20 protein-coding genes are annotated in these 23786 nt (G+C 43.1%); 11 read left to right on the forward strand and 9 right to left on the reverse strand.

Translation table 11 applies throughout. The annotated features are described in order from the left end of the window. The coding region (locus BLS28_RS31455; RefSeq protein ID WP_256337578.1) for an IS3 family transposase at window positions 1-204 on the forward strand (204 nt) is incomplete at its 5' end. 523 nt (window positions 205-727) lie between these two features. Here BLS28_RS31455 and BLS28_RS29335 read toward each other — a convergent pair. From BLS28_RS29335 to BLS28_RS29360, 6 genes are all read right to left on the reverse strand, one after another. After that, entirely contained in the window at window positions 728-1258 is a 531-nt protein-coding gene (locus tag BLS28_RS29335; RefSeq protein ID WP_176844597.1) for a leucine-rich repeat domain-containing protein, read from the reverse strand. Between the two features lie 18 nt (window positions 1259-1276). Next, window positions 1277-1645, reverse strand: a complete 369-nt coding sequence (locus tag BLS28_RS29340) for a hypothetical protein (RefSeq protein ID WP_091176175.1) — start codon at window positions 1643-1645, stop codon at window positions 1277-1279. Window positions 1646-2309: 664 nt separating this feature from the next. Continuing rightward, complete coding sequence (locus tag BLS28_RS29345; RefSeq protein ID WP_176844598.1) at window positions 2310-4703, reverse strand: DUF5686 family protein; 2394 nt, start codon at window positions 4701-4703, stop codon at window positions 2310-2312. Window positions 4704-5040: 337 nt separating this feature from the next. After that, window positions 5041-5724, reverse strand: a complete 684-nt coding sequence (locus tag BLS28_RS29350) for an alpha/beta fold hydrolase (RefSeq protein ID WP_091176181.1) — start codon at window positions 5722-5724, stop codon at window positions 5041-5043. A gap of 209 nt (window positions 5725-5933) precedes the next feature. Further along, window positions 5934-8207 carry a tetratricopeptide repeat-containing sensor histidine kinase gene (locus BLS28_RS29355; protein WP_176844599.1) on the reverse strand — a complete coding sequence of 758 codons (2274 nt, stop codon included), beginning with the start codon at window positions 8205-8207 and terminating at the stop codon, window positions 5934-5936. A gap of 508 nt (window positions 8208-8715) precedes the next feature. Beyond that, window positions 8716-11064 carry a PAS domain S-box protein gene (locus BLS28_RS29360; protein WP_091176185.1) on the reverse strand — a complete coding sequence of 783 codons (2349 nt, stop codon included), beginning with the start codon at window positions 11062-11064 and terminating at the stop codon, window positions 8716-8718. A 239-nt stretch (window positions 11065-11303) separates the two neighbouring features. On the opposite strand from BLS28_RS29360, the gene BLS28_RS29365 reads away from it, so the two are divergent. Continuing rightward, a complete protein-coding gene (locus BLS28_RS29365; protein WP_091176188.1) occupies window positions 11304-13616 on the forward strand; it encodes a PAS domain S-box protein in 2313 nt (770 codons plus the stop codon). A 136-nt stretch (window positions 13617-13752) separates the two neighbouring features. On the opposite strand, the gene BLS28_RS31460 is transcribed toward BLS28_RS29365, so the two are convergent. After that, window positions 13753-14259 (reverse strand): ABC transporter permease, encoded by a 507-nt coding sequence (locus BLS28_RS31460; RefSeq protein WP_256337579.1) that lies wholly within the window; start codon window positions 14257-14259, stop codon window positions 13753-13755. Between BLS28_RS31460 and BLS28_RS31645 the strand changes: the two genes are divergently transcribed. Both BLS28_RS31645 and BLS28_RS29380 read left to right on the forward strand, forming a co-directional pair. Beyond that, on the forward strand, window positions 14197-14565 hold the full coding sequence (locus BLS28_RS31645) for a sensor histidine kinase (protein WP_369596640.1): 369 nt from the start codon (window positions 14197-14199) through the stop codon (window positions 14563-14565). The genes BLS28_RS31460 and BLS28_RS31645 overlap by 63 nt on opposite strands. 117 nt (window positions 14566-14682) lie before the next feature. Beyond that, complete coding sequence (locus BLS28_RS29380) at window positions 14683-15057, forward strand: response regulator (RefSeq protein ID WP_091176192.1); 375 nt, start codon at window positions 14683-14685, stop codon at window positions 15055-15057. Window positions 15058-15391: 334 nt separating this feature from the next. Here the strand turns inward: BLS28_RS29380 and BLS28_RS31065 are convergent, their stop codons facing one another. Beyond that, entirely contained in the window at window positions 15392-15562 is a 171-nt protein-coding gene (locus tag BLS28_RS31065; RefSeq protein WP_176844601.1) for a hypothetical protein, read from the reverse strand. Window positions 15563-15671: 109 nt separating this feature from the next. Next, entirely contained in the window at window positions 15672-15842 is a 171-nt protein-coding gene (locus tag BLS28_RS31070; protein ID WP_176844602.1) for a hypothetical protein, read from the reverse strand. A 107-nt stretch (window positions 15843-15949) separates the two neighbouring features. Between BLS28_RS31070 and BLS28_RS29385 the strand changes: the two genes are divergently transcribed. The 7 genes from BLS28_RS29385 (at window position 15950) to BLS28_RS29415 (ending at window position 23446) form a co-directional block, all read left to right on the forward strand. Then, window positions 15950-18148 carry a hypothetical protein gene (locus tag BLS28_RS29385; RefSeq protein WP_091176194.1) on the forward strand — a complete coding sequence of 733 codons (2199 nt, stop codon included), beginning with the start codon at window positions 15950-15952 and terminating at the stop codon, window positions 18146-18148. Between the two features lies 1 nt (window position 18149). Continuing rightward, window positions 18150-18617: a low affinity iron permease family protein gene (locus BLS28_RS29390; RefSeq protein ID WP_091176222.1), complete on the forward strand. Its 468-nt coding sequence runs from the start codon at window positions 18150-18152 to the stop codon at window positions 18615-18617. Window positions 18618-18792: 175 nt separating this feature from the next. After that, window positions 18793-19281 (forward strand): DUF421 domain-containing protein, encoded by a 489-nt coding sequence (locus BLS28_RS29395; protein WP_091176196.1) that lies wholly within the window; start codon window positions 18793-18795, stop codon window positions 19279-19281. Between the two features lie 366 nt (window positions 19282-19647). After that, complete coding sequence (locus BLS28_RS29400; protein WP_091176224.1) at window positions 19648-20031, forward strand: TraR/DksA family transcriptional regulator; 384 nt, start codon at window positions 19648-19650, stop codon at window positions 20029-20031. Beyond that, window positions 20028-20255 carry a hypothetical protein gene (locus BLS28_RS29405; protein ID WP_091176198.1) on the forward strand — a complete coding sequence of 76 codons (228 nt, stop codon included), beginning with the start codon at window positions 20028-20030 and terminating at the stop codon, window positions 20253-20255. The genes BLS28_RS29400 and BLS28_RS29405 overlap by 4 nt, the downstream gene beginning before the upstream one ends. Beyond that, the gene (locus tag BLS28_RS29410; RefSeq protein WP_091176200.1) at window positions 20252-20980 is read left to right on the forward strand and encodes a DUF72 domain-containing protein; all 729 of its coding nucleotides are present in this window, start codon (window positions 20252-20254) and stop codon (window positions 20978-20980) included. Before BLS28_RS29405 ends, BLS28_RS29410 begins: the two co-directional genes overlap by 4 nt. Window positions 20981-21466: 486 nt before the next feature. After that, window positions 21467-23446 (forward strand): glycoside hydrolase family 127 protein, encoded by a 1980-nt coding sequence (locus tag BLS28_RS29415; RefSeq protein WP_091176202.1) that lies wholly within the window; start codon window positions 21467-21469, stop codon window positions 23444-23446. Window positions 23447-23786 lie beyond the last annotated feature (340 nt).

The raw sequence follows: 23786 nt of genomic DNA on the forward strand, positions 1-23786 counted from the left end.
TTTATGGAATCGTACTTCTCCCGGTTTAAAGCCGAGCTATTGCAGGACGGCTCTTTTGAAAATATAGAAAATGCCCGCAGCGAGATATTTGAATATATTGAAATGTACTATAACCCTATCCGAAGACATTCAGCCTTAGGCTATATCAGCCCGATGGCGTTTGAGCGAAAGGCAAGTTATCCACAAAAAGCGGAGGCCCGATAAAAAGAAAAAAAGAAGCAAAAAAAGAAAAACGTGTTGAAATATGGAAAACTCTCCGAGTTTCCCACATTTCAACACCACAAACAAACAACAAGTTATTTATTTTTACTTTTATAAATCATGACAGATCAACTGTCCGGATAAACCATCACACCCCACCAGACACTGAAAGCTGCGTTGACCAACCCGGTTAAGAGTTTAAGAAATGAATAATCACTTGGTTCAAATACCAAAAAGCATAAATAATTATCAAGGCTTTTCTTTTAAGTGCCACTTCAGGCTTCGAACCGACAGAAATTAAAAACAGAAATTTTTTTAAGTGCAATCCTTTCTCTGGTTCAATCAAAAACGGGTTAGATATTCCGAAATCGGCCTTAATCATCAAATAAAGGCGCGAACCTTTTAAGGTCATCTATGAATTGGTTCGTGTGGCCGACGGGTTTGAGTGTACAAGGTTTGACATTTAGTGCAAAGCCATAACCGGCGGGGAAAGATTTTTCTCCGCAAGTTTTTTATTTCCACTCATTCAGTCAGTAATAACCACGCAGTTAGGAAGCAACGCTTTGATGAGATTTATATCTCGTTTATTGATAGAGGTTCTTTCAATATGCAATTCCTGTAATTGCTTTAAATTAGCAATGGATGATGGTAATGATTTTAGATTCTTATTCATACTAACATCCAGGTAAAGTAAATTACTTAGTTCACCTATTTGTACCGGTAACTTTGAGAACGAATTGAAGTCAAGTATTAAAATCTTTAAGTTTTTAAGTTTGCCAATTTCGGGGCCAACATAACGCATATCGTTGGAAGCAAAGGATATTTCCTCAAGTTGACTTAATTTTGTTATTACGATAGGAAAAGTCGTAAATCGATTACCCAAAATGTTTGTAGAAATAACATTATGCAAGTTAAAAAGTTGTCGAGGTAGTTTGGTAAGTTGTTGATTTGCAGCATCAATGCTTACAACATCATCTTTATGCTTGATCGCAGAATCGATATTGTGATATTCTTTGAGCGATCTGTATTTTTTAATATAATCCCAATAAGATTTCATGCCCATAACTAAAGTAAGTCACAATGGAAATTCATGCTTTTTATCGCCTGATTTCCAGATACCCGTGATTGTATGTCTGTCCTTTGACACTTGTCCATCAAATCGTCCAGTGTTATGGCCTTTGATGTCCCATTCAAAAAAAGTTATAGAATAGTCAGTATTAAAAATGCCAGCAAGCTTCAGTCGGCCATTTTGGGGATTATAATTATAGGATCCAACAATCGAGGAATCCAACAGCACCAGAAAGTTAAGCTTAATAGGCAATTTTTTATCATTTGAAATTTGTAGATAGCCATCGTAGTTATAAGTGGGGCGGACACTTTTATCTTGGGCTTGAATTTTGGCAAGCAATAAAATAAGTAGTAAGGTAAGGTTGACAAATTTCATTTTCTAAAAAATATTGCACCAATTTGTAAAAATGGTGCAGATATTACCCATTAGGGTTCATCAAAATCCTTTTACAAATTAGCAAGAAGCCGCATATCATCTAAAAAGTGGTGCGTAAGTTGCCCATTTTGGCGCACGGAAGGTGCACCAAAATGGGCTCGAACCTGTATAAAAACATTAAACAACCAATAGTACTCTTTCGGTGCTTCTCAAAGCAGTCATTAAATTGAATAATGTTTTCAATTTAATGGGAAATTGTTAAGTCATGTTTTATTTCCCCTGTAAAGGGATTTTGGACAATATTTGCAAGTCTTCTTTGAATTGGTTCGAACCAACTAAGTCAAGGAGTACCGAGTCGGGATGAAGCTTTTCGAAGTTTTTATCCCGGCTTTTTTTTCTTCCTAACTTATTGTTAGTGTGGTGAATTAAAAATGCAGTCAAGTTAATTTGATTGGTTCTTACAGCTTTTTCTAAAATCTTCTATTTTTCTGGAAATATCGAACCAATAATCGGCCTTTTTTCGTCAATTTTAGCCTTTCTATACGCTTTAAACAGCATATTTAGCCGCAACGATGCTATGTCTATAATTTTGGCATTATCTAAATGTTCGGTGTTATTTTCCTTCAAAGTTTTTAACCCCGCTTCAAATCAAGTTTCATTGGTTTTAAAATTCAGGTTGGAAACTGAATTTGATGCTGAATACGCGTGCGCCGGGTTGGTCAAGATAATTGCAACGGCGAATAAGGTCGATCCGCAAAAATTTGAAAATATTGGCTATACCGGCCCCGACTTCAACATACGGTGCGCTGCCAAGGGTGTAAGTGCCGTTGGAGCTTTTGGTTGCAGCAGGTAAGCGATAAAGGCCTGTGCTTTGCGTCGGATCGTTTTCGGCACGCAAGCCACCGTACAATATTTTAGCAGAGATGAATTCCCGCCATTTTAGATGCTTGATTAGCGGGACTTTGTTTAGCAGGAAGCCGTTAAAGGTGTGCGTAAGGTTAAGGCCAAGGTAGTGATCGCTCACAAATTCAAGATAGTTCAAGGCATTATAAGCATCTCGCTTATAGGCGAGCGATTGATTGGCGGGGCTGATATTGAGCAAGGGAAAAGGCACTTTGCCCAGCACATAGCCGCCGAGCAGGGTAACATCGGTAAAGCCCGCCTGAGAGAGATAAAAGCGCTTATAAATGTTAATGCCAAAGTCGGTATAGGCATACTTGCCACCAAGGCTACGGTTAATAAGAAGGTCATAAATAGGATAAGGGTTATGGATACTATGCCGCGTGCGGCTGCCCTGAATAAGCTCTTCGTGCGGTGCATAGCGTAAGTGAAGATTTAGCTCGCTGGTAGTTAAATTGTTCACCAAACTGCCATCATCATTCTTTTGATAAACCAGTGCTGCAGCCGGTGTTTGCTGCCAGTTTTTATAACCCAGAATATACGAGAAATGATTTTCGAAATCACGAAAATATTGTAGCTCAAATATTCTACTATATAGCCAATAGTTGGTTTTTCCGGTTTGAAAAGATGAGAATGCTGTAGCACGGTTGGTTACCGAAAAAGTATGACCAGGTACATCTACATCATATAAATAGCTTACCTTAAAATAATTATTAGGAAAACGGTAGGGCGCTGTTTTATTTAATGAAAGATAAGCGATTGCACTCCCTTTTACCCGATGATCTTTAGTGCCATAAGCAACGTATCCCTCAAAATAAAAGGTGCTATCCAGCAATGGAGTAGTTCGTCCGCCCAATTCCAAATGCAAGCCTTCCTGGCTATTAAAAGATAAAAAATGTGCAATAGGTCCGATTTGCACCGGGCCGGTATCGGCATAGCCCGCTGTAAGTGTGGACAGCCACCACATTGTTCTTTTGTAAGACGGCATCTGTTCCAGTTTGTACAACTTTTCGTAAACCTGTGCCTGGCCTTTGCTAAGCGTATCAAAACCAGCTTTGCCCGTAGCCACCTGTAAAGTCTCACCCTGGTAAAATGCCGCAGTCTGCGACGCGCCGATTTTGTAGTTACGATATATCACCTTACGCTCACCAAATACACCCCAGCCTTTTTTAGTCAGCCCAAAATCAGCCTTAACCCTACTGCTGGCCAGTTCATACCGACCGCCAGTTTGCCGGGCAAAATCTAACAGTACATCAAAGCTTCTTACAAAATTTACATTGATCTTCCCATTTAGCCTTAATTCACAAGCTGTTACTGAAAAACGCCCGTCCAACGTTACAACCAACTTGCCCTCAAATAACAGATCCCCTTTTGCGCGCGGCGTAAAAGCGAGCTCTACTTGTTTACCCATAGCTGTGCTAATGGTATCTGTAATAAAAAACTTATAATAATTTGGCGCATGATCCGCTATAGGGCTCAAAAACTGGTTAGCTATAATGAACAGGTTATTCTCATAAATATCCACCTGATGACCGTACAATTGGTTTACATAAAGTTTAACCCCCGCGGTGTCAATAAACTGCAATATATTAACGCCTTTATAGGCTCTCTGTATCTGTATTTTCTTCTCCGGCTCCTTTCGAAAATAAATGTCCGACAGCTTTTCTTCCAGCAATACCGGCAAAAAAGTTTGCCCCTGCACCGTATCCAACATAAACTTATATTGGCTAAAAAATTTACTCTCAACCACTTTCTGCGGTAAATTAAAAAAAGATAGTCCCATTCGTTCATACTGCTCGTATTGCAAATAAGCTGCAGCCTCTGCCCGGTTCTCCTGCTTATGATCGATCACTTGCTGAATGAGCGCGACTGCCGGATTTCCTTTGTTGCGATAACGCTGCCCTCTCACAGAGGTTATCGTTACATTTGCCAGCTCATTGGCATCCCGTTCAAGCAATACTTGTAATTTATTCGCTTGCCCGGGTACAATTACTTTGACGGCGGGTAAATAACCAACATGCGAAAATGCTACCTGTGTAAACGTTACTGCTCCGGCCAGCCGAAACCGCCCCAGCGAATCTGACTGTGTGCCAATATTACTACCTGCAAAAGTCACTGAAACTGATGCAAGGGGCTCACCGCTAGACGCATCTACCACTTGCCCTGTTACTAACGTCTGCGCTGCGGCCCATAAGCCTGATATTGAAAAGCATATCAAAAAATAAAGACGCAAACGCATGATTAATTAACCATTTCTGTGAAAATATGTTTTTGCCTTAAATAGCATTTAGATAGTCTTCACTTTCTTTTTCGACCTAACAACTCGTAAAAAATCAATACAATCATGAACCTGTTTGGCATTTGAGCTATCGCTCGGTTGAATGGCTGTATTTTCAGACTGAAGAAGAAAATTACTTTTGAGAGTTTCCTCGTTTGTTGACTGATTTGCCGTATCGCATCATTCAAATATTATGGGTCAAGACTAGGTAAATTGCCTATTTATCTATACTCAGTAAAATTTCAGTCAATTCATCGGGGCGATGCTCCATAACATTATGTTCACAATCAATCACCTCCACTCGCCATTCCGGAGAATTTTTATGTAATTCATATAGTTGCCGGAAAGGAGTACTTTCCCAGCCGCTGAGATAGATAAAAGTAAGGTTTCGAATTTGCTTGTAGTTACCAATTAATTGTAGACTTTGCATAAAGGTAGCCAAAGGGTGTGGGCGCCTTCTACTATCAGAACCTGGTCTGCTAACTACATTAAATCCATCCGCCGCGGCGCCAGCTGCAAAAAGCTCGCGATATTGATCACTAGTTAGCTTCCAACATGAATCCCCGTCTTTGGGAATATAGGCATCTATGTATACAAGCCCGAAAATATTTTCAGGAATAATATCAGCTACACCTGTAATAACCATTCCAGCATAGCTATGCCCGCATAAGATCACATCGGTCAATTTCTTTTCAACAATAAAATCAATGACAAATTGAATATGAGTTGTCAAATTAATGATCTTGTCTTGGCTAACGGCTTTTTGCTCGAGTCCGGGTAATGTTAAAGAAAAACAATCTTTTTCATACGATTTCATTCGCGTTGTTATTGGATCAAATACCCACGCACCATGCCACCCGCCTGGTATAAATAAATAAGTTTTTTTAGTTCTTTCAATCATTGGTTGAAAAGAGTTAGTGAATATTGTGCTTTACTTCAAGTTTTTAGAAGACGAAAGCTAACGGTAATAAAAGGACTGCGCTGTAAAAAAAACAACGATCAACGGAACAAGCTTTTGATTAAAAGAAGTTTATTTTTCATTGTGATACGTTAAATATTTATGTATAAGCTAAGATTTTGCCGGGCCGAAAGGTTATCAATTAAGGTGCACTATAAATAGTCCTTTTCTACAAAAACTTCTTCCCGGTTTTGTTCAATAGGAAAGGTTATCGTTAAGGTAACGCCATGGCCATTTTCAATTACAAATTTCCCCTTTAACTGCTTGCCAAGCGCCTTCATCATTTCCATCCCAAGGGAATTAGCTTCACTAAAGTCAAAGTCGGGAGGGAGGCCGCGCCCTGTGTCAGAGACCTTTAAAATAGCGTTTTCATCGTCTGATGTTGACAGGCTCACCTTGATCTCGCCGCCCTTATGATCAAAAGCATATTTTATAGCATTGGTGATAGCTTCGTTTAATATTAAGCCGATGGGTACCGCCAGGGCCGGATCAAGGTTAAGAGGATTTAATACCTGGTTTATTTTGATCTGCCTGTAACCTGTATCGAACGAATCGCTCAGGTAATCGATCAATTCACCAATATAAGCGGGCATAGATACGAGGGCAGTTGTTGTACTGCTGTAGAGTTTCTGGTGTAAAAGCGCGATAGCGTTTACCCGGTGCTGGCTGCCGCGAATTGCTTCAAGCGCGATATCATTTTGTAAATAAGCCGACTGGGTGTTCAGAATGCTCATTACAATTTGCAGGTTGTTTTTTACCCGGTGATGTACTTCTTTCAATAACCATTCCTTTTGCAGCAGCAAATCTTCCAGAAGAACGTTTTTGGAAGTGATCACTTCGTTGCTTTTTTGCTTATGTACGTTTTGCCTGAATAATAAAGCCGCTATGACCAGTAATAAAAATATGGCGCCGATAGTAAGGTTTTTAACCAGGTTGGCCTGCTGTAAATTAGCCTGCTCAAGCTTGCTCTTTTGGTTTAAAAGTGTAATTTGTGCTTCTTTTTGCCGGGTTTCATACTCAATTTGCAACTGCTCAATCTGTTTGCTTTTGGTGGTATTAAATATCGAGTCTTTGATGGTATTGGCTGATATAAGATGATGAATAGCCGACTGATACTGCCTCCGGCTGGTATCAAGGCCAAACCAAAGAGTTTCATTGGTGCCAAGGTCATTGTTATTGCCAATCTTCCTCAATAGATCCTGATTCATTTTGAGGTATTTTAACGCTTCGGCAAACCTGGAGGTTGCGGTGTAAAACTTAATGATTAGTTCATAATAGCTGGTCCGGGCATATAAGTTGAGGTTGGAATTGTTAGTTTGCTGTATCAGTTTGTCGCAGTAAAGTTTGGCCGTATCATACTGTTTTAATGCCAGGTAAACTTTAAGATAGGTTTGACTTACCTCATCGCCTCCTTCATATAATTCTCCGGAGGGCTGTATGAATTTTCGAGTTACCTGTGTTAAAAAAGCTTGGGCTTTTTGGGGCTTATGCATCCGGAGGTAAACATCAACTATATTGCCTGCCAGCAGGTATATGGTTGCATTATCTTTCTCTGATTTGGCAATTTCCAAAGCACGTGAAAAATAATTGATGGCCTTTTGATTGTCGCCAAGCTTTACAAAATTATAGCCCAGGTTATTGTTGATCTGGCATATTAACCTCACATTATCCGCGTGGCTTGTGGTGGCAATTTTCAGGGCCCTCAGTTCATAGCTGATTGCTGTTTTATAGTCGCCCTGGGTATAATACAGCCTTCCTAATAACGCGTACAGCCCCTGGGTTTCCGTGTAATGGGCCTGGTCATAATAGGCTAATGCTTTTTTAGTTTCGGCAAAAGCAAGGGTATAATCATTCATCATCTGGTGAAGGTCGGCTAGTAACCGGTAACACCGGGCAAGTTCAACCAGGTGGTTTGTACGTTCAAAAGCACCGATGGCCTGGTTCAGGTAATCAATCCGGGAAATCATGCTTTGCTGTAAAAAATCCTGGCTGTAATATTCAGATAACTCAAAATAAGCTTTACCAAGCAGCACCCAGTTATGTGCCTGCTTAATTTCCTGTATGGTTTGTTCAAGCAATGCGCGGCCGTTTTTGGATTGGCCTTTCGACTTGTAAAAAGCCGAACGGATCAATGCAATGCGAAAGCTGGTTTCAGCCTGCGGAGAGCGGTAATTAAGCTGTTCGGCCTGGTTAATAAAATGAGAAGCACTATCCAACTGTGCAGTGGAAGGGTGGCGCAGATGGGTGAAAAACTCCGCCAGTTGCAGCGCAACATGGATGCGGTCGGCGGAAGAACCAGGGAAGCTTTTTTGCGAAAGCAAAGAATCAACATGGTGCCTGGTAATTTCCTGCGCGTTTGCTGAAATGGCCAAAAGAAAGCACAGGATAATCAGTTTGCATTTTGGTATCGTTTCAGCTCGTTTCATCTTTGGTTGGGAGCCTGTATGCATCAATCTTTTTTTAAATTTAGGTATATTCAACTACATCTGCTAATTTAAAAGCTATCCTGGTGTGATGTAATTTATTAGTATTCAGTTATTTTAAAGCTTTGTTGAAAGAAATGATTAGCAACATCGAAAAAGAAATAGAATTAAAAACATTAGCAAGGCTATATCAGCATTCACAGGATCTTTTAATATATTTTCTCCGGTATAAATATATCCGTATTTGATAGATCGTCATTGATCAGGATGCTGCAGCTCAGTACATTTATTTTTATTGCTGAGTTATGGCCGGTAATTTGTATCAAACAGGTGCCACAACTCCCCATTCCGCAGCACATCCCCAAGCCCGTTCACTATTGCCCAGGTGATGTAATGTAAATAAAATGCCTTTTTTTTCGGGCATCGTATGCTACTTTAAACTTTAACGGGTGCGATAGGTAAATTAATAAAAAATCTCCGGTTACCCGTAATACCCGTAAGGATGCTCGGTTTAAGCCAACGGTAAACTGAAGTGAAAAACAGATCCTGTACCGCTTTCGCTTTCTGCCCAGATCTGTCCTTCGTGCCGGCGGACGATCTCGGCACTTAAATAAAGTCCTATACCGAAACCTGAAATATGACGGGTTTGGTTGCTTTCAACCCGGTAATAACGGTCAAAGATCCTCGGCAGGTCCTGTGCATTAACCCCCATTCCCTCATCTTTTATGCTAACCTGTGCAAAGCCATTGACCGGAGCGCATTTCACTTCAATCTTCCTGCGTTTGGGCGAGTATTTAACGGCGTTGCTAATCAGGTTGGAAATTACCGAGCCGATCTTTTCCCTGTCGGCGTTAACCTGCACATGATTACTGATATCAATGTCAATAATATGAGTGGAAACAGTGAGCCCGTATTCCTCAACAACTTCCCTGATCAGCAGGTCCAGATCAAATAATTCTTTATTGATCGCGATTTTGCCCGATTCCAGGCGCGATATATTCAGGAACCCGTTAATCATGCTGCTCATCCTCTTCGCTTGGATATCCGCTTTTTCCATAGCACCCGCGAGAAAATTATCAGGATTATTTTTCAACTTGAGGTTAGCTACCTGGATCAGCGCCATCAACGAGGTTAACGGGGTTTTAAGTTCATGGCTCACCATGCCTATAAAATCATTTTTTCGCAGCTCGTCCTGTTTCTGTTCTGAAATATCCCTGGCGATCTTGGAAACCCCGGTGATCTTTCCGTGTTTGTCACGTATAGGCGAAATGGTTAGGGATACGTCCAGGACACGACCACCATTCGCCAGTCTTTTTGTCTCAAAATGTTCCATGCGCTCCCCGTTTTTCAAGCGGGCTATTATCTGCGGTTCCTCATCCTGCCGGTCTTCCGGAACCAGTTTAAGAATAGATTGTCCTATCATTTCTGAGGCTGGATAACCAAAGATCCTTTCTGCAGATTTGTTCCAGCTGGTGATCGTCCCATCCAGCGATTTGCCTATTATCGCATCATCTGATGATTCTACGATGGCGGCCAGTTTGGCACTGCGTTCCTCTGCTTTTTTCTGATCGGATATGTCAAGCGCGATCACCAGTCCGGCATAAACCATTCCCCGTTCATCTGTTAATGGTACAAAATCTACCTGCAGATCATGACCGCCGGTGCTTTTAAGTTCGGTCCTTATCTGCTCACCGTTCAACATCAGCTCATGGTACTCCCTGGTTATGGCATATCGCTCCGGAGAGTTAAGTTCGGCCATGTGTAAACCTGCATAACTATCTTCGTTGTAACCTAATTTTTGCATCAGGTCACCTTCCATCGTTATCAGGTTATACTCCCTGTCAATAACGAGGATCAGCGAGCGGGGAATATTGACGGCTATAGAACGGAATAACTGCTCCTTCTTTTGTATTTCTTCCCTGCTTCTTTGCAGTTCCTCATTACTTGCCAGCATTTCTTCGTTTGATGCCGCAAGTTCTTCGTTAATAGCTGTAAGTTCTTCATTAAGGGCTTGTGTTTCCTCTTCGCTTTCTGCAAGGGATTTAGTGCGTGCGGCTACCAGTTCCTCCAGCGATCCGTTCATCCGTGAAAGTGCTTGTTGTGCCTCCAAAAGCTCACCATTGATAGAGATGAGTTCTTCGTTTGCTGTGCTGATCTCTTCGTTAGCCGCGGTAAGTTCCTCATTAAAAGCCGCGGTCTCCTGTTCTTTGACCTCCAGTTCCCGCTGCAGACGGTCTTTGACCTTCACATCGCGAATTGCACTGATATATGATAGTGAGGCGATCACAACGGCGAGTATGAGCACTACGATTATGGCTGCAGGAGCAACAAAGGTATAACGCTCCAAAACTGCCCGGCGTTCATCCAATAGTTTGCGTTCGGTATCTTCTGCATGGTCAATGGCATGTCGTAATTCATCCATGGCAGATCTTCCTTCTTCCAGATCGGCAGTGGAAACAAGCTGTTGATGTTGTTTTTTTGAAACAAGTTGCTCCAGGATAGCCATTCGATGGGTTAGTATTACACGGATGCCTGCCATGTTGGCCTCCTGCAGGGCGTTACCGGCGGTTAAGGCACTTACCTCGCTAATCAGGCTCTGTGTTTTGAGATATGCACCCTTATAAGGACCTAAGAAGATGGCCTTGCCTGTGAGTAGAAAGCCACGCTGTCCTGTTTCTGCATCTTTCATTGATGAAATAGCTTGTTCAAGCTTCTGGATCACCAGCGTGCTGTGCCCAACAGCTTTATTGCTGTTTAGCAAATTATTAATCGTAGCGTAAGAAAACAATCCTACGATCAACAGGATCAATATTGAAAACCCGTAGCCGAGCTGCAAATTGCGGGTAAAGTTCAGTCGCATAGAGATACCGGGTAACAATGTTTTTAAGGGGTATGCAATAATTTATGATTTTACGAAAAAAAACACGGAGATGGTTTGGCGTTGCCGGTAATAAATGCTGAAGGTAACATAGATGTTACAATTTTATGCCTGCTATTTATACAAAGGTTTAACTTTAACTAAGGGGCTTAATTTTTTTTAATTGGTAACTTACTAATTAACAATAACGTTTAACAACTTTATTGATTTACTAACTATATATGAGAAAAGGGGCGTTTGGAATTGCCTTTGCTTATTTGTTGATTAGCCTGTTGTGGATCATGTTCAGTGACCGGCTATTGTTTTATTTCGAAGGAATACTTAGCCCCAACCAATACCTGTGGCTGAGTTTAGGAAAAGGGTGCTTGTTTGTGGTGGTTACAGCAATTGCTCTTTACGCTTTGATCAGGTCAGAAGACCAAAGGTTGAAGCAGAGCGAAAAGCAATACCGGAGCATGTATGAATCCAATCCAAACCCGATGTGGATTTACGAGCCGGGGACACTCCGGTTCATTTCGGTAAATGATGCCGCCATTGCTGTTTATGGCTACAGTGCGGAAGAGTTCAGGCAGCGGACAATTCTGGATATCAGGCCTTTGGAAGACCGGGAAAATGTGATTTCTTCATCAGAGCGGGTGAACAGTAAGCTCAATGATAGCGGTACCTGGCGTCACATTAAAAAGGACGGGCAACTGGTTTATGTAAATATTACCTCCCATAAAATCTGGTTCAATAAAAAGCCTCATATCATGGTTATGATACGTGATATGACCGAACGGGTGGCATTTGAGCGGGCTCTTGAAAAAGTAAACCAGGAGCTTTTAGAAGAAAAACACAAGCTCAGTGAAACCCAGTTGTTGTCGCGGGTGGCCGGATGGGAATTCTACCCTCGCGAAAACAAGTTGATATGGTCAGACGAAGTTTATCGCATTGCGGGCTTGAAACGAGATGGGCGCGAAGCTTTCGATATTTATGTACAGCATATTTTTCCGGAAGACCGGCCGCTGATGATCAACGCTTTGCATGACCTGATCAGTACCGGTAAACAACTCGATATAACGCACCGCATTACTGCGCTGGACGGCACAACCCGTTACATCCGGCAGCTTGCCCGCGTAGAAAGCAGCGGGGAGCAGGAACTTAAAATAGCAGGTTCGCTACAGGATATTACTGAGCTCAAGCTATTGGAAATGGAGCGTAACCGGTACCAGTATAGCTTTGAGCATACGCTGAACAGTATCACCGATTGTTTTTTCGAGCTCGACCACCAAATGAAAATAACCCGGATAAACGATATTTTTCGGGAGATGGTTAAAACAGACAGAAGTCGGATTATTGGTGCAAGTGTTTTTGAGTTTTTTCCTAAAGCCGAAAATAAGTTTTATCATGTTTACCAGAAAGCGCTTGAAGAAAGGATTATTGTAAGGCACGAAGATTACTCGGTTGTCCTGCAGCGCTGGCTGAGAATGGCTGCATATCCTACTGATGAAGGCGTTGCTGTATACTTCGCCGACATTACCGAAGACAGGCTTAAAGATGAACGGTTAAAAGAAGCAGTTGAACGTTACGAACTGGTGGCCCAGGCGACGAGGGATGTTGTTTATGACCTTAATATTGTTGAAAACAAACTGGTATACAATACAAGCCTTACGCATTTGGTGCAAATACCGCTCGATGAAATTAGTTATGAGCTGGAATGGTGGCGGTCACTGATTCATCCGGATGATATGGAAGAAGTAGTGAGCAGCCAGGAAAAGATTAGCCGCGCGGGTTTAACCAACTGGGAATGCGAATACCGGCTCAATTGCGGTAAAGGCGAATATAAATACGTGATGGACCAGGGGTATTTTATATATAACGAACAAAAGCAGCCGATACGACTGATAGGGGCGGTAAGAGATATTGATGCCCTTAAACGCAGCACCCAGGAAAATAAGCGGCTGGCGCGCATCATCAAACAGGTAAATAACATGGTGCTTATTACAGATGACCTGCGAAGGGTACAATGGGTAAATAATGCCTTTGTAGAGCTGACCGGTTACGCTATGGAAGAGGTAGTAAATAAAATGCCGGGTGATTTTTTGACAGACCCCGATGACCCGGTGATCCAAACGTTAATAAGAAAGCAACAGGCCAGGGAAGCTTTTGGTATAGATACAATCATTTATACCAAAAACAGAACCCCGGTTTGGGTATCAGCCCAGTTAACCCCGGCATATGATGAAGATAACGCTTTTCAGGGTTACATCATCGTTTGTCAGGATATAACCTACCGTAAAGAAAAAGAAGAAGAGATTAACAGGCAGAACCGTTTACTCCGTGAGGTTGCGTGGATAAGCTCACATGAGATAAGGCGGCCCGTGGCAACTATGCTCGGATTGGTAAACCTGCTGGATATGACTGAAGATGAGAGCGAGCGAAAAGAAATCTTTTCAAAACTCCGCGAATGCGCCGCGGAAATGGACAGCATGGTGCATGAGATCCACCGTCGCATTGAAGCGGAAAAAGTCATGCAAATTGCGCGCGACCTTTAAACAGGTCATTTAATGGTTAACATTAAAACTTAGTAAAAACTTCACATCACTTTGCCTTAGCGAAAGCCTGCCTGAATAAAGTTACGACAGGTTTTTTAGTATTATACTCCATATGCCGTAGCCGGAATTGTTCCGGCTATTCGCTTTTCAGGCTTTTTATGGGGCAAGTTAACGCTGCTTTTATCGTGTGTAAGCTAACCGTAAGCAGTGTGATGACAAGGGCAGTAAAACCGGTAACGATAAATATCCATGCCGATATACCCGTCCGGTAATCAAAATGTTGAAGCCAGTTGTACATCAGGTAAAATGCTATAGGTGTAGCCAATAGTAATGAAAGCATGACCAGGCTAATGAAATCTGCAGATAATAACCGCCAAAGGTTGAAAACTGTTGCCCCCAACATCTTACCAACGCCGATTTCTTTTACACGTTGTTCGGTCATAAAGGAAGCCATGCCAAACAATCCCAGGCAACTGATAAAGATTGCCAGCCCGGCAAAAAAGGCGGCCAGCCTGCCTATGCGCTGCTCGTTACCAAATTTTTGAGCGTAGGCTCCGTCGATAAAAGTATATTGAAAGGGTTGCTCGGGATTAAAACGTTTAAATACACTCTGGATATTTGCTATAGCAGTACAGGCACTCACCTTTGGGTTAATACGCAGCTATACTGTACCCCCGGCATCTTTATTAAAAAAATAAACACATGGCTTCACCTCCGGGACAACGGGAAAGGTATCCCTGAACAAGCGCAATCAAAAATATTCAACAAATATACCTCATATACTACTTTTGGTACAGCCAGTGAAAAGGAAAGCGGTCTTGAGCTGTTATTATGTAAAGAGTTTGTAGAAAGAAACAATGGCATCATACGGTTTGAAAGTAAGGCAAGGATCGGAAGTACGTTCTATTTTACTGTGCCAATAGAAAACGAAGAGTTGGTTGCTCTTTAAGGGGCTTTAAACAGGTCAGAAGATGGGGTGTCTACCTATTTTTCAATAATCCTCCGATATCAGGGCATGATGTTTGTGTGAAAAGAGTTATGTTAAAACGTAGCTTTTAGAACTATAATGATTGCCTCTTATCAGAAGAGAGTCCTGGTTGTTGATGATGATAAGGACATTCGTGAATTAATGCACCTGATCCTGGAAATGGAGGGATATGCGGTAACCGAACTGGATAATGGTCATGGCGTCCTTGAAGCTATACAAGTCTTACGACCGGATGTTGTGCTGCTGGATGTTATGCTGGGCGATATGGATGGCCGTGACATTTGTAAACATTTGAAGAATGACCCGGGTATGCAGGATATACCTATAATCATTGTTTCGGCAAGTCACGGGTTGCATACGATGAACGAGAAACAATGTGGCGCCAATGATTATCTGGCCAAGCCTTTTGATGTCAATGAGCTCATTAACCATGTCCGGCGTTTTGCCGCCTGACGGGTGCCATTTCGTAAATCTCCGGTTGTGCAATGGCCTGGCAGTTGCCATAGTGGCTCAAATAATTTTTTTATATAGGCTGCCAGCAGGTTAATTAAGGTTGAAATTTCAGGAAGGTTTTCGAGGGTACGAACGATGCCTATCAGTTGGTCCTGCATCTCTGCGGAAAAATATTGTTGCTGAGCCGCCGAAATTTTTCAATCGTATCATTCCACGTAAACGGACGTGTAAAAAAACATGATAATCTCCCTGTTCCCTAATTAGGGTTTGGCTGTTTTTGAGGCCGATCTCCACCTTGGTTTTCATTTTATAGAGATAAGCAACAGTATAAGGATCAAGCAGGCAGGCAACTATCAGCGGTTGATGAAGCGGGAAACCTGTACTTACTTTCAATTGGCTGCATTTTGCATTTGCCGCCTTCGCCCATAGCCTGCAATTGCCTCAATAATTTGGGGATGGCAGGTTTGTTACCAGCGTGGATCAGCGACCCCAAAGCATCAAGCAAATGGCGTTTCAGTTATTCGATGGCGGTTTCACCGATGTCATCATAACGGGCATTAAGCGCGAAGCGGGCGATCTTAAAATTCTGCAGCTCTTTTTCCATGATCTACCTGTTAATTGCTGCGGCCGCGAAACAATGAGATAACCCAGATGATGACCGCGATAACGACGATTACCGCGAAAATGCCCACGGCAGCACCTGCTTTAAAAATACCGACAATGGCATCACAGCTGCTCAATAACACGCAAAGGCTTAAGAATAGTGGTGTAGTTAACTTTTTCATAGACTGATAGTTTTATACTTAAAACTTAAAACAGTGAGCGATGTTTTAATTATCATTTAAAAGATATTTTTTCAACGATTTTTTTAATTGTTAATCGATTTAAACCTATGAACGCATCACCCTGGTTTTGGAATACCAAAGCCGCCCTGCACTTGCCTGACCTTATTCCGGTATATAAAACCACAGCAGGCAATTATGATTTTAAAATATATGACCTTGGCGACAGTTGCTGGCTGGTGGCTCGATGGCCGGATGGCAACCAGATTGCTTTCCGGCTGGCTTATTCACCAAACGACCGGTTGCAGATCACAATAAAAGAAAGGAAAAATGACCTGCGATTGAAGATTGGCTCGTTACTGGGCGACTACGAAGTTGTTTTGACGCTACCCACAGAAAACCGGCCCGTACTTCATTACACCACCAGGTTAACGCCGGCCTCCACCTTATTGTCCCCTTACTGGCCGCGCGACATTGTGCCGCTTGGTTCCGGGGAAAGTGAAAGCATGGCCGAAGGACAAATACATACCCGGCAGGTGGGTACACGTTCGGGACAGCTCTATTTTAGCATGAACCAGCCAAAAGCGGGTTCGGTATTATATCTGCAAAACCTGACCGCTTTGGCCGGTTACAACCAGCAAACCGAAACCTCCGCAGGGGACAGTGTAGGCGGCGAATGGCCCGAAATCGGCTTCGGCCTGCCGCCCACCATTAAAAATAAACCGCTGGCAGCAGGTAAAAGCTATACTTTGAGTGATGCCTTTATTGTTTTTTCGGAAGAAGTGCCTGATGATGAGGCGGCTATGGCTCAGCAATATCTCAACCTGCTGGCTGAAGTTTACCTGGCTTTACCCAAACCGGCAACCAATTATACCCATTGGCCCGACATACTTGGCAAAGGACTAAAGGACCTGATAGACAGCCCGGGCTGCTGGGTACAACTTGATGGTCATCATTATTTTAACGCCTATGTATCAGACTATGTCACTCCTCCCGAAATCATGGTGCAACTGGCGGTACTGCTTCCTTTACTTGATTATGTGGAATGGAGCGGCGCGGAACTGGAAGTAATGAAAAAAGTTAAAGCCAGCTTGCCATCATTCTATAGTGAAAAATACAGCACCATAATGCGCTGGCACCCAAAAGCAGCCGATACGCTGGAAGGTGAGGAGGAGCAAAAACAACCGCTGGTTATGGATTCCTGGTACCTGCACCACCCTTTGTTAAACCTGTCGCGCCTTGCGCTGAAGGGCGATAAGGTTGCCAGGAAACTCTTTTTGGATTCTTTGGAATTTTCGATAAGGGTGGCGCATCATTTTGATTATAAATGGCCGGTTTTTTATAAAGTGGATACTCTTGAGGTAGTGAAAGCCGAAACGCAGCCAGGCAAAGGAGGTGAAAAGGATGTGCCGGGTTTATTTGCCCATGTCATGCTGCAGGCCTGGGAGCTTACGGGCGAAAAACGATATTTAACCGAAGCGGAAAAAGCTGCTATGCATTTGCGCGGACAGGGGTTCGACCTGTTTTATCAGGCCAACAATACAGCCTTTTCAGCTGGTGCAATGCTGCGCTTATATAAAATCACCAAAAAAGAAATTTACCGCCAGCTTAGTTATCTGTGCCTGGCCGGTGTATTTAACAACGTGAAGCTTTGGGACTGTGATTATGGCTATGGGAAGAACTTCCCGACATTTTTTGCGCTGTTTCCGCTTAATGATGCTCCTTATACGGCAGTATACGAAGAGCAGGAAGTGTTTTGCGCGCTGCATGACTATCTCCGCAACGCCCAAGATATTGAGATTTTACCATCGGTACGCCTCCTGATAACCGAATATGTCCGTTACCTTGTAGACCGTGCTGCTTATTACTACCCAACAATGCTTCCAAAAGAAATGCTCCAGGAAAAGCCCAAAATAGGAGAGGTTGATCCGAACCTGTGGATCGCGCTTGAGGATTTACATGACGGCTGGGAAAAATCAGGGCAGGTAGGCCAGGAAGTATATGGGGCAGGCAACGCTTTCGGGATCCTGCCACGCCACTATATCCGTATACCCGATCAGCCTTTCATGGTCTTCACTGATTATCCTCTCTATCGATTTTCAACCAGGAAGCAAGATTATCTTCATGTCCGCATGGCGGGCGATAATCGCATCGACTGCCGCCTGATGGTGGTTAAGACCGGTCCTGGTAAATTACCAGGGGTAGAAGTGCACATTAATCATAAGCCTATCCACGGCAAAAAAAGCAAAGGCGGCCACTTTGAATATTTAATACCCGGCAATGCCGAAATCACTATTAGCTGGAAATAACATGAAAAAGAAAATCAATTACTTTGAGCGGTTCTCTAACTGGGCTACTGCGGCAACCGGCAGTTCGGCCGCTTTTATTATCGCTGTGTCCACCATCGTTGTATGGGCTGTTACCGGGCCGGTATTTCACTACTCAGAGACCTGGCAACTTATTATCAATACCGGTACAACCATCGTTACTTTTTTAATGGTCTTCCTTATCCAGAAAGCTCAGAATAAGGATTCGAAAGCTGTCCATTTAAAACTGAATGAATTGCTGGCCTCTCACGAAGGTACCAGTAACAGGATGGTAAATATTGAGGACCTGACTGAAGAGGAGCTGGATCACCTGTACAAATTTTATATCCGTTTATCAGAACTGGCGCAAAAGGAGAGTGACCTTACCAAAACACATTCTATTGATGCAGCGAAGGTAAATCAACAAAATAAATCAAAACGTTATACCAGGAGTAATAAGAGGTCAGAGTAACCGGATTCCTGGAAGCGCCGGTGGCGCGTCAGTTATTGAGTTTATGATAAGCAAAATAAGATTTTTGATCATCATCGGGTTTGTTGCAGCGGGCATTTGGCTGGCGGTAAGGTATCGTTCGGCCCAAAACGTCAAGCCCGTAGTTGTTTGCAGCGGACCTTTAAAAAATTGAGTTATGGAAAAGTTATTGATCACTGTTTTTGGAGAGGGGAAGGACCTGAATGCGCTGCAAATGAGCAGCCGCGGCGTTGTTATCTTTTTTATAGCGCTTATACTGATCCGCATTTCAGGACGTCGCTCTTTTGGGTTACGTACCCCGCTTGATAATATCGTCAGCATTTCGCTTGGGGCTGTTATGAGCAGGGCGGTGGTTGGCGCATCGGCTTTTGTGCCGGTTATTGTTTGCTGCTTTGTGATGGTTCTGCTGCACCGGCTGCTGGGCTGGCTTATTGCACGTAACAGTCCTTTGGTTAGTTGGGTAGAAGGAGAGAAGATCCCGCTTTTTCGTGGCGGCCGGTTTGATGAAGAGCGGATGAAACGGGCGCTGGTTTGCCGTGAAGATGTGATGCAGGGCGTTCGCAAATCTGCACTTACCGAAGACTTAGAAAAGATACACAAGGTGTATATGGAAAGGAATGGCGATATCAGCGCCATTAAAAAATGATACCTATGGAATGGGATATAAGATGTTCAGGGTTTTACTATCTTCACTGGAAAAATACTTTTACCCGGAGGTCTTAACCCTGGCTGCCGGACTGCTGAGAGACTGCCAGGGACTATTCCTGGTAACATCTCGTTTGAGGTTCATAAATGTCATTGAATAGATTTTAAATACATTGTAAATGCGTAATAGTTCTTTTGAAGAATATTTTTAATTATTTAATTAAATTGAGGAGAGGGTCGGCTGAATAATCAACTTTTTCGCGGGGAAGTGCTGTTAGGGGTTAATCCAAAGGGAACGATTTGAACAGTTTTGTTTGGCTTATCACATTTATGTCAACCATTTATGCAAATGTTTGTTAAGCCAATCATGCAACAAGAAACTACTAAAACACGGTACACTGATACCGAATTACATGAATTCAAAACGTTGATCAAAGAAAAGATCGGCATGGCACGCGAAGAGCTGCAGGAACTGGTGGGAACGCTAAGTGCTTCAAACACCAACGGGGACGATGCCGCAATTGCGGGCAAGACGCTTGAAGATGGTTCGGCAACTTTTGAAAAGGAACAGATCAACCAGCTGGCCGCCCGTCAGAAAAAATTCATCGAGCAGCTTGAAGCCGCGCTGATGCGTATTGAAAACAGGACTTATGGCATTTGCCGTTCTACCGGTAAACTGATACCAAGGGAACGCCTGCTTGCGGTGCCGCACACTACCCAAAGCATGGAAGCCAAACTTAAACAGGCATGAGTTCGGCATTTGTAAAAGAGGGGGAGGCCAGGCACCTTAAAGATGTTGCACCGAATATAGGCGCGCTACTTTTTTTTCTGCGGGTGGAAAACAATGGTACTATTATCCGTGATGAGAAAATCTACTTTAGTCAAAAACATGGCCGTGACGTTTTTGAATTGAGTGACGGCCTGGCTTATGCCCTTGACGATGACAATCATTGGTATATCATACTTGACCTATGAAAGGACTATTTTTTGGAGGTACCAGTGGCTTACAAATCGACAGGCCCAGGCGGGATTTTCCCCCTGAATACAGCCATTTGTCGCGGCTGGGTTATTATGCTTTGCAGGAGAACAGTATAGAGATCAACAGCTCTTTTTATAAAATCCCGCAGGCAAAAACCATAGCCCGGTGGGCAACGGAAGTAACCGAGGGGTTTCGTTTCACTTTCAAGCTGTGGCAGGGGATCACGCACCAGAAAAGTTTGTTTTTTAATGAGGAAGAGGTTACCCGTTTTATGCAGGCTATCCATTTGCCGGAAACTGAGCGGGGTTGTCTGCTTGTTCAGTTTCCGCCAAGCCTGCAGGCGGGAGCTCTTCCTCAGTTAACGGAATTGCTGGAGGCCCTTAAACCTTATACCTGGTCCATGGCCGTCGAATTTCGTCACCCGTCCTGGTACAGGGATGAAGTTTTTGAACTTTTAAACTGGTACCAGGCAGCAATGGTACTGCAGGATATGCCCAAATCGGCCACGCCCATGGAAATCACCGCCGATGAACTGGTTTACCTGCGCTTTCATGGCCCATCGGGCAATTATAAAGGAAGTTACAGCGAAAGTTTCCTTTCTGAATATGCTTCGTACATCAATGAATGGCAGCAGGAGGGTAAAATAGTTTACGTTTACTTCAACAATACCGCCGGGGCAGCGCTGGAAAATCTCCAGTTATTGAAACAGCTTCTCGCTTAATCGAAGCCCTTGGTAGCTTAAACTTGCCCTGTACGAACGCTTTATTGGATCGCCAAGCTGCATGTATTTATTAGTGTTGTAAATACAATTAATTTTTTTATTTCTGTTTTTCAATATAAATTATTTCTTATCTTGTCGTCGTTATAGCCTAAAATAGTTACACCATGCCAAAATTGCTGCTTGGGATGTGATAAGCGTAAACAACAATCTGAATTAATAATTTTATCTCGTCAATTGAATGTATTTAGTACGCTTATAATTATGTACGTACGAAATGCCGGTAAGGATGATTTTATCTTAAATGAAAAATTTTTATGATCATACGGATGTTCAATTGACCGGGCTCTTTGAACCTGGAGATATTGATGCGTTTAAAGAAATCTACAAATGGTATTGGCTAAAGCTCGTAGGTTACTAATAAAAATAAATAAAGCGCGGGATGGTGGGTTGACCTGCATTGTTTTTTTGAACTAACATATCATCAGGATGAAAAAAAGATTACTTATTGCATTATCATTTTATTGCGGCATTGCTTATGCGCAAACCAAGGATTATCCCATTAAGCCGGTATCATTTACCAATGTAAAGCTTAACGATAAGTTTTGGACCTCGCGTATTGAAACCAATCGTACGGTCACCATCCCGGCATCATTTGCCCGGTGCGAGAATACCGGCAGGGTTAAAAATTTTGAAATGGCCGCCGCCCGCAGCGGTAAGTTTTGTACTAAGTTTCCTTTTGATGATACGGATATTTATAAAACCATTGAAGGGGCATCTTACTCGATGGCCGTTCATCCTGATACAAAGTTGGATGCTTATGTCGATTCATTGATCACGATAGTAGGAAAAGCGCAGGAGCCGGACGGATATCTTTATACCGCCCGTACTATTGACCCATTGCATCCGCACGCATGGTCGGGCCCGGAGCGTTGGGTAAAAGAGAACGAGCTGAGCCACGAGCTGTATAACTCCGGACACATGTTTGAGGCCGCGGCCGCACATTACCTGGCTACCAACAAGCGCAACTTTTTAGATATTGCGCTTAAAAATGCCGATCTGCTGATTAAAACCTTCGGGCCGGGTAAAAGGCATGTAGCGCCCGGCCACGAAATTGTGGAAATGGGCCTGGTACGCCTGTACCGCATCACCGGCAAAAAAGAATATCTCGATCTTGCTAAATTTTTTATTGACGAAAGAGGGCATCGCACCTATGATAAAACCAGTACCGACGAATGGAAGAACGGGATGTACTGGCAGGATAATGAACCTGTTATAGCCCAGGAAGATGCTGAGGGCCACGCCGTAAGGGCAATGTACCTGTACTCGGGCATGGCCGATGTTGCCGCTTTAACCGGCGATAAGGAATACATTGCCGCCATTGATAAGATCTGGAACAACATGGTTGGAAAAAAAATCTATGTGCAGGGCGGCATCGGAGCTGTACCGGGCGGTGAACGTTTCGGAGCCGATTATGAGCTGCCAAATACTACCGCTTATAATGAAACCTGTGCGGCAATAGGTGATGTGTTCTGGAACCAGAGGATGTTTCTGCTGCACGGCGAGTCGAAATATATTGATGTGATGGAAAAAGTTTTGTACAACGGGTTAATTTCGGGTGTTGGGCTGGATGGTAAGACATTCTTCTACACCAACGCCATGCAGGTAACCAATGGGGTTACACATCATGAACTTGAGCCCGAGCGTTCCGGCTGGTTTGAGTGCTCATGCTGCCCAACCAATATGGCGCGTTTCCTGCCCTCATTGTCAGGCTATATGTATGCCCAAAAGGATAATAATGTATTTGTAAACCTGTTTATTGCCGGCACAGCCAATATGGAGATAGGTAATAAAAAAGTGAGCATTGTTCAAAGCAATAATTACCCGTGGAATGGTGCACTGTCGTTTGCTGTGACACCGGAAACTCCAACTAATTTTGCCATGCACATCCGGATCCCGGGCTGGGCAAGGGTAGAGGCGATCCCGTCTGATCTGTATGCTTTCCAAAATAAATCAGCCGCAAAAATCAGCCTGAAACTAAACGGCAAAGCTGTTGCTTATAAAGTTGAAAATGGCTACGCTGTAATTAACAGGCAATGGAAAAAAGGTGATAACATCCAATTAAACCTGCCGATGGAAGTTAAAAAGGTTATTGCCAATAAAGCATTGGTTGATGATAAAGGTAAAACAGCCCTTCAACGCGGCCCGATTATATACTGCGCCGAGTGGAAAGATAACGGCGGAACGGTGAGCAATTTAGCAATCCCTGCAAACGCAGCTTTTAAACCTGTAACCGAACCCAACCTGTTAAATGGCATAACTGTTTTAAAAGGAGAGATCCTGAGTAAAACAAAAGGCGAAGCTGCTAAAAAGGTAGAGCTTACGGCCATCCCTTATTATTCATGGGCAAACCGTGGTAAAGGCGAAATGACCGTTTGGTTTCCCGAAGTAAATGCCGCTACCAAATAAATATTTAAAGCCTCAGTAACTCTCCAGCAAAAAAATAGGATGGTTTAGGGTAATTGCATTCAGCATTCCCGTACTTGTTTTATTATTTGCCAAAGCATTGCTAAGGCTTTTCCATTACAGGCATGATACCAGCCTGTTTAGCAAATACCCTTGATGACCCTGACTATTGGGTGATCAATAAATACGCGAAAAGTATTTATATACACTACCAGTTCAACTGAGTTAACCGGCGCAGGAATTGGCAACTCATCACAGCAAACTTCCGAAACCTATACGCCATCATTTAAGCTCCCCGGCGTAATCTGAAAACATTTATATATTTTTTTTAATTGTCAGATAT

It is taken from the genome of Mucilaginibacter gossypii (assembly GCF_900100945.1).
GTDB lineage: Bacteria > Bacteroidota > Bacteroidia > Sphingobacteriales > Sphingobacteriaceae > Mucilaginibacter > Mucilaginibacter gossypii.

Bases quoted from the DNA above. Each gene is read 5' to 3' on its own strand.
- BLS28_RS29335 (WP_176844597.1), bottom strand. From the start codon at position 1,258: ATGAAATCTTATTGGGATTATATTAAAAAATACAGATCGCTCAAAGAA.
- BLS28_RS29340 (WP_091176175.1), bottom strand. From the start codon at position 1,645: ATGAAATTTGTCAACCTTACCTTACTACTTATTTTATTGCTTGCCAAA.
- BLS28_RS29350 (WP_091176181.1), bottom strand. From the start codon at position 5,724: ATGATTGAAAGAACTAAAAAAACTTATTTATTTATACCAGGCGGGTGG.
- BLS28_RS29355 (WP_176844599.1), bottom strand. From the start codon at position 8,207: ATGAAACGAGCTGAAACGATACCAAAATGCAAACTGATTATCCTGTGC.
- BLS28_RS29360 (WP_091176185.1), bottom strand. From the start codon at position 11,064: ATGCGACTGAACTTTACCCGCAATTTGCAGCTCGGCTACGGGTTTTCA.
- BLS28_RS29365 (WP_091176188.1), top strand. From the start codon at position 11,304: ATGAGAAAAGGGGCGTTTGGAATTGCCTTTGCTTATTTGTTGATTAGC.
- BLS28_RS29380 (WP_091176192.1), top strand. From the start codon at position 14,683: ATGATTGCCTCTTATCAGAAGAGAGTCCTGGTTGTTGATGATGATAAG.
- BLS28_RS31070 (WP_176844602.1), bottom strand. From the start codon at position 15,842: ATGAAAAAGTTAACTACACCACTATTCTTAAGCCTTTGCGTGTTATTG.
- BLS28_RS29385 (WP_091176194.1), top strand. From the start codon at position 15,950: ATGAACGCATCACCCTGGTTTTGGAATACCAAAGCCGCCCTGCACTTG.
- BLS28_RS29390 (WP_091176222.1), top strand. From the start codon at position 18,150: ATGAAAAAGAAAATCAATTACTTTGAGCGGTTCTCTAACTGGGCTACT.
- BLS28_RS29395 (WP_091176196.1), top strand. From the start codon at position 18,793: ATGGAAAAGTTATTGATCACTGTTTTTGGAGAGGGGAAGGACCTGAAT.
- BLS28_RS29400 (WP_091176224.1), top strand. From the start codon at position 19,648: ATGCAACAAGAAACTACTAAAACACGGTACACTGATACCGAATTACAT.
- BLS28_RS29405 (WP_091176198.1), top strand. From the start codon at position 20,028: ATGAGTTCGGCATTTGTAAAAGAGGGGGAGGCCAGGCACCTTAAAGAT.
- BLS28_RS29410 (WP_091176200.1), top strand. From the start codon at position 20,252: ATGAAAGGACTATTTTTTGGAGGTACCAGTGGCTTACAAATCGACAGG.
- BLS28_RS29415 (WP_091176202.1), top strand. From the start codon at position 21,467: ATGAAAAAAAGATTACTTATTGCATTATCATTTTATTGCGGCATTGCT.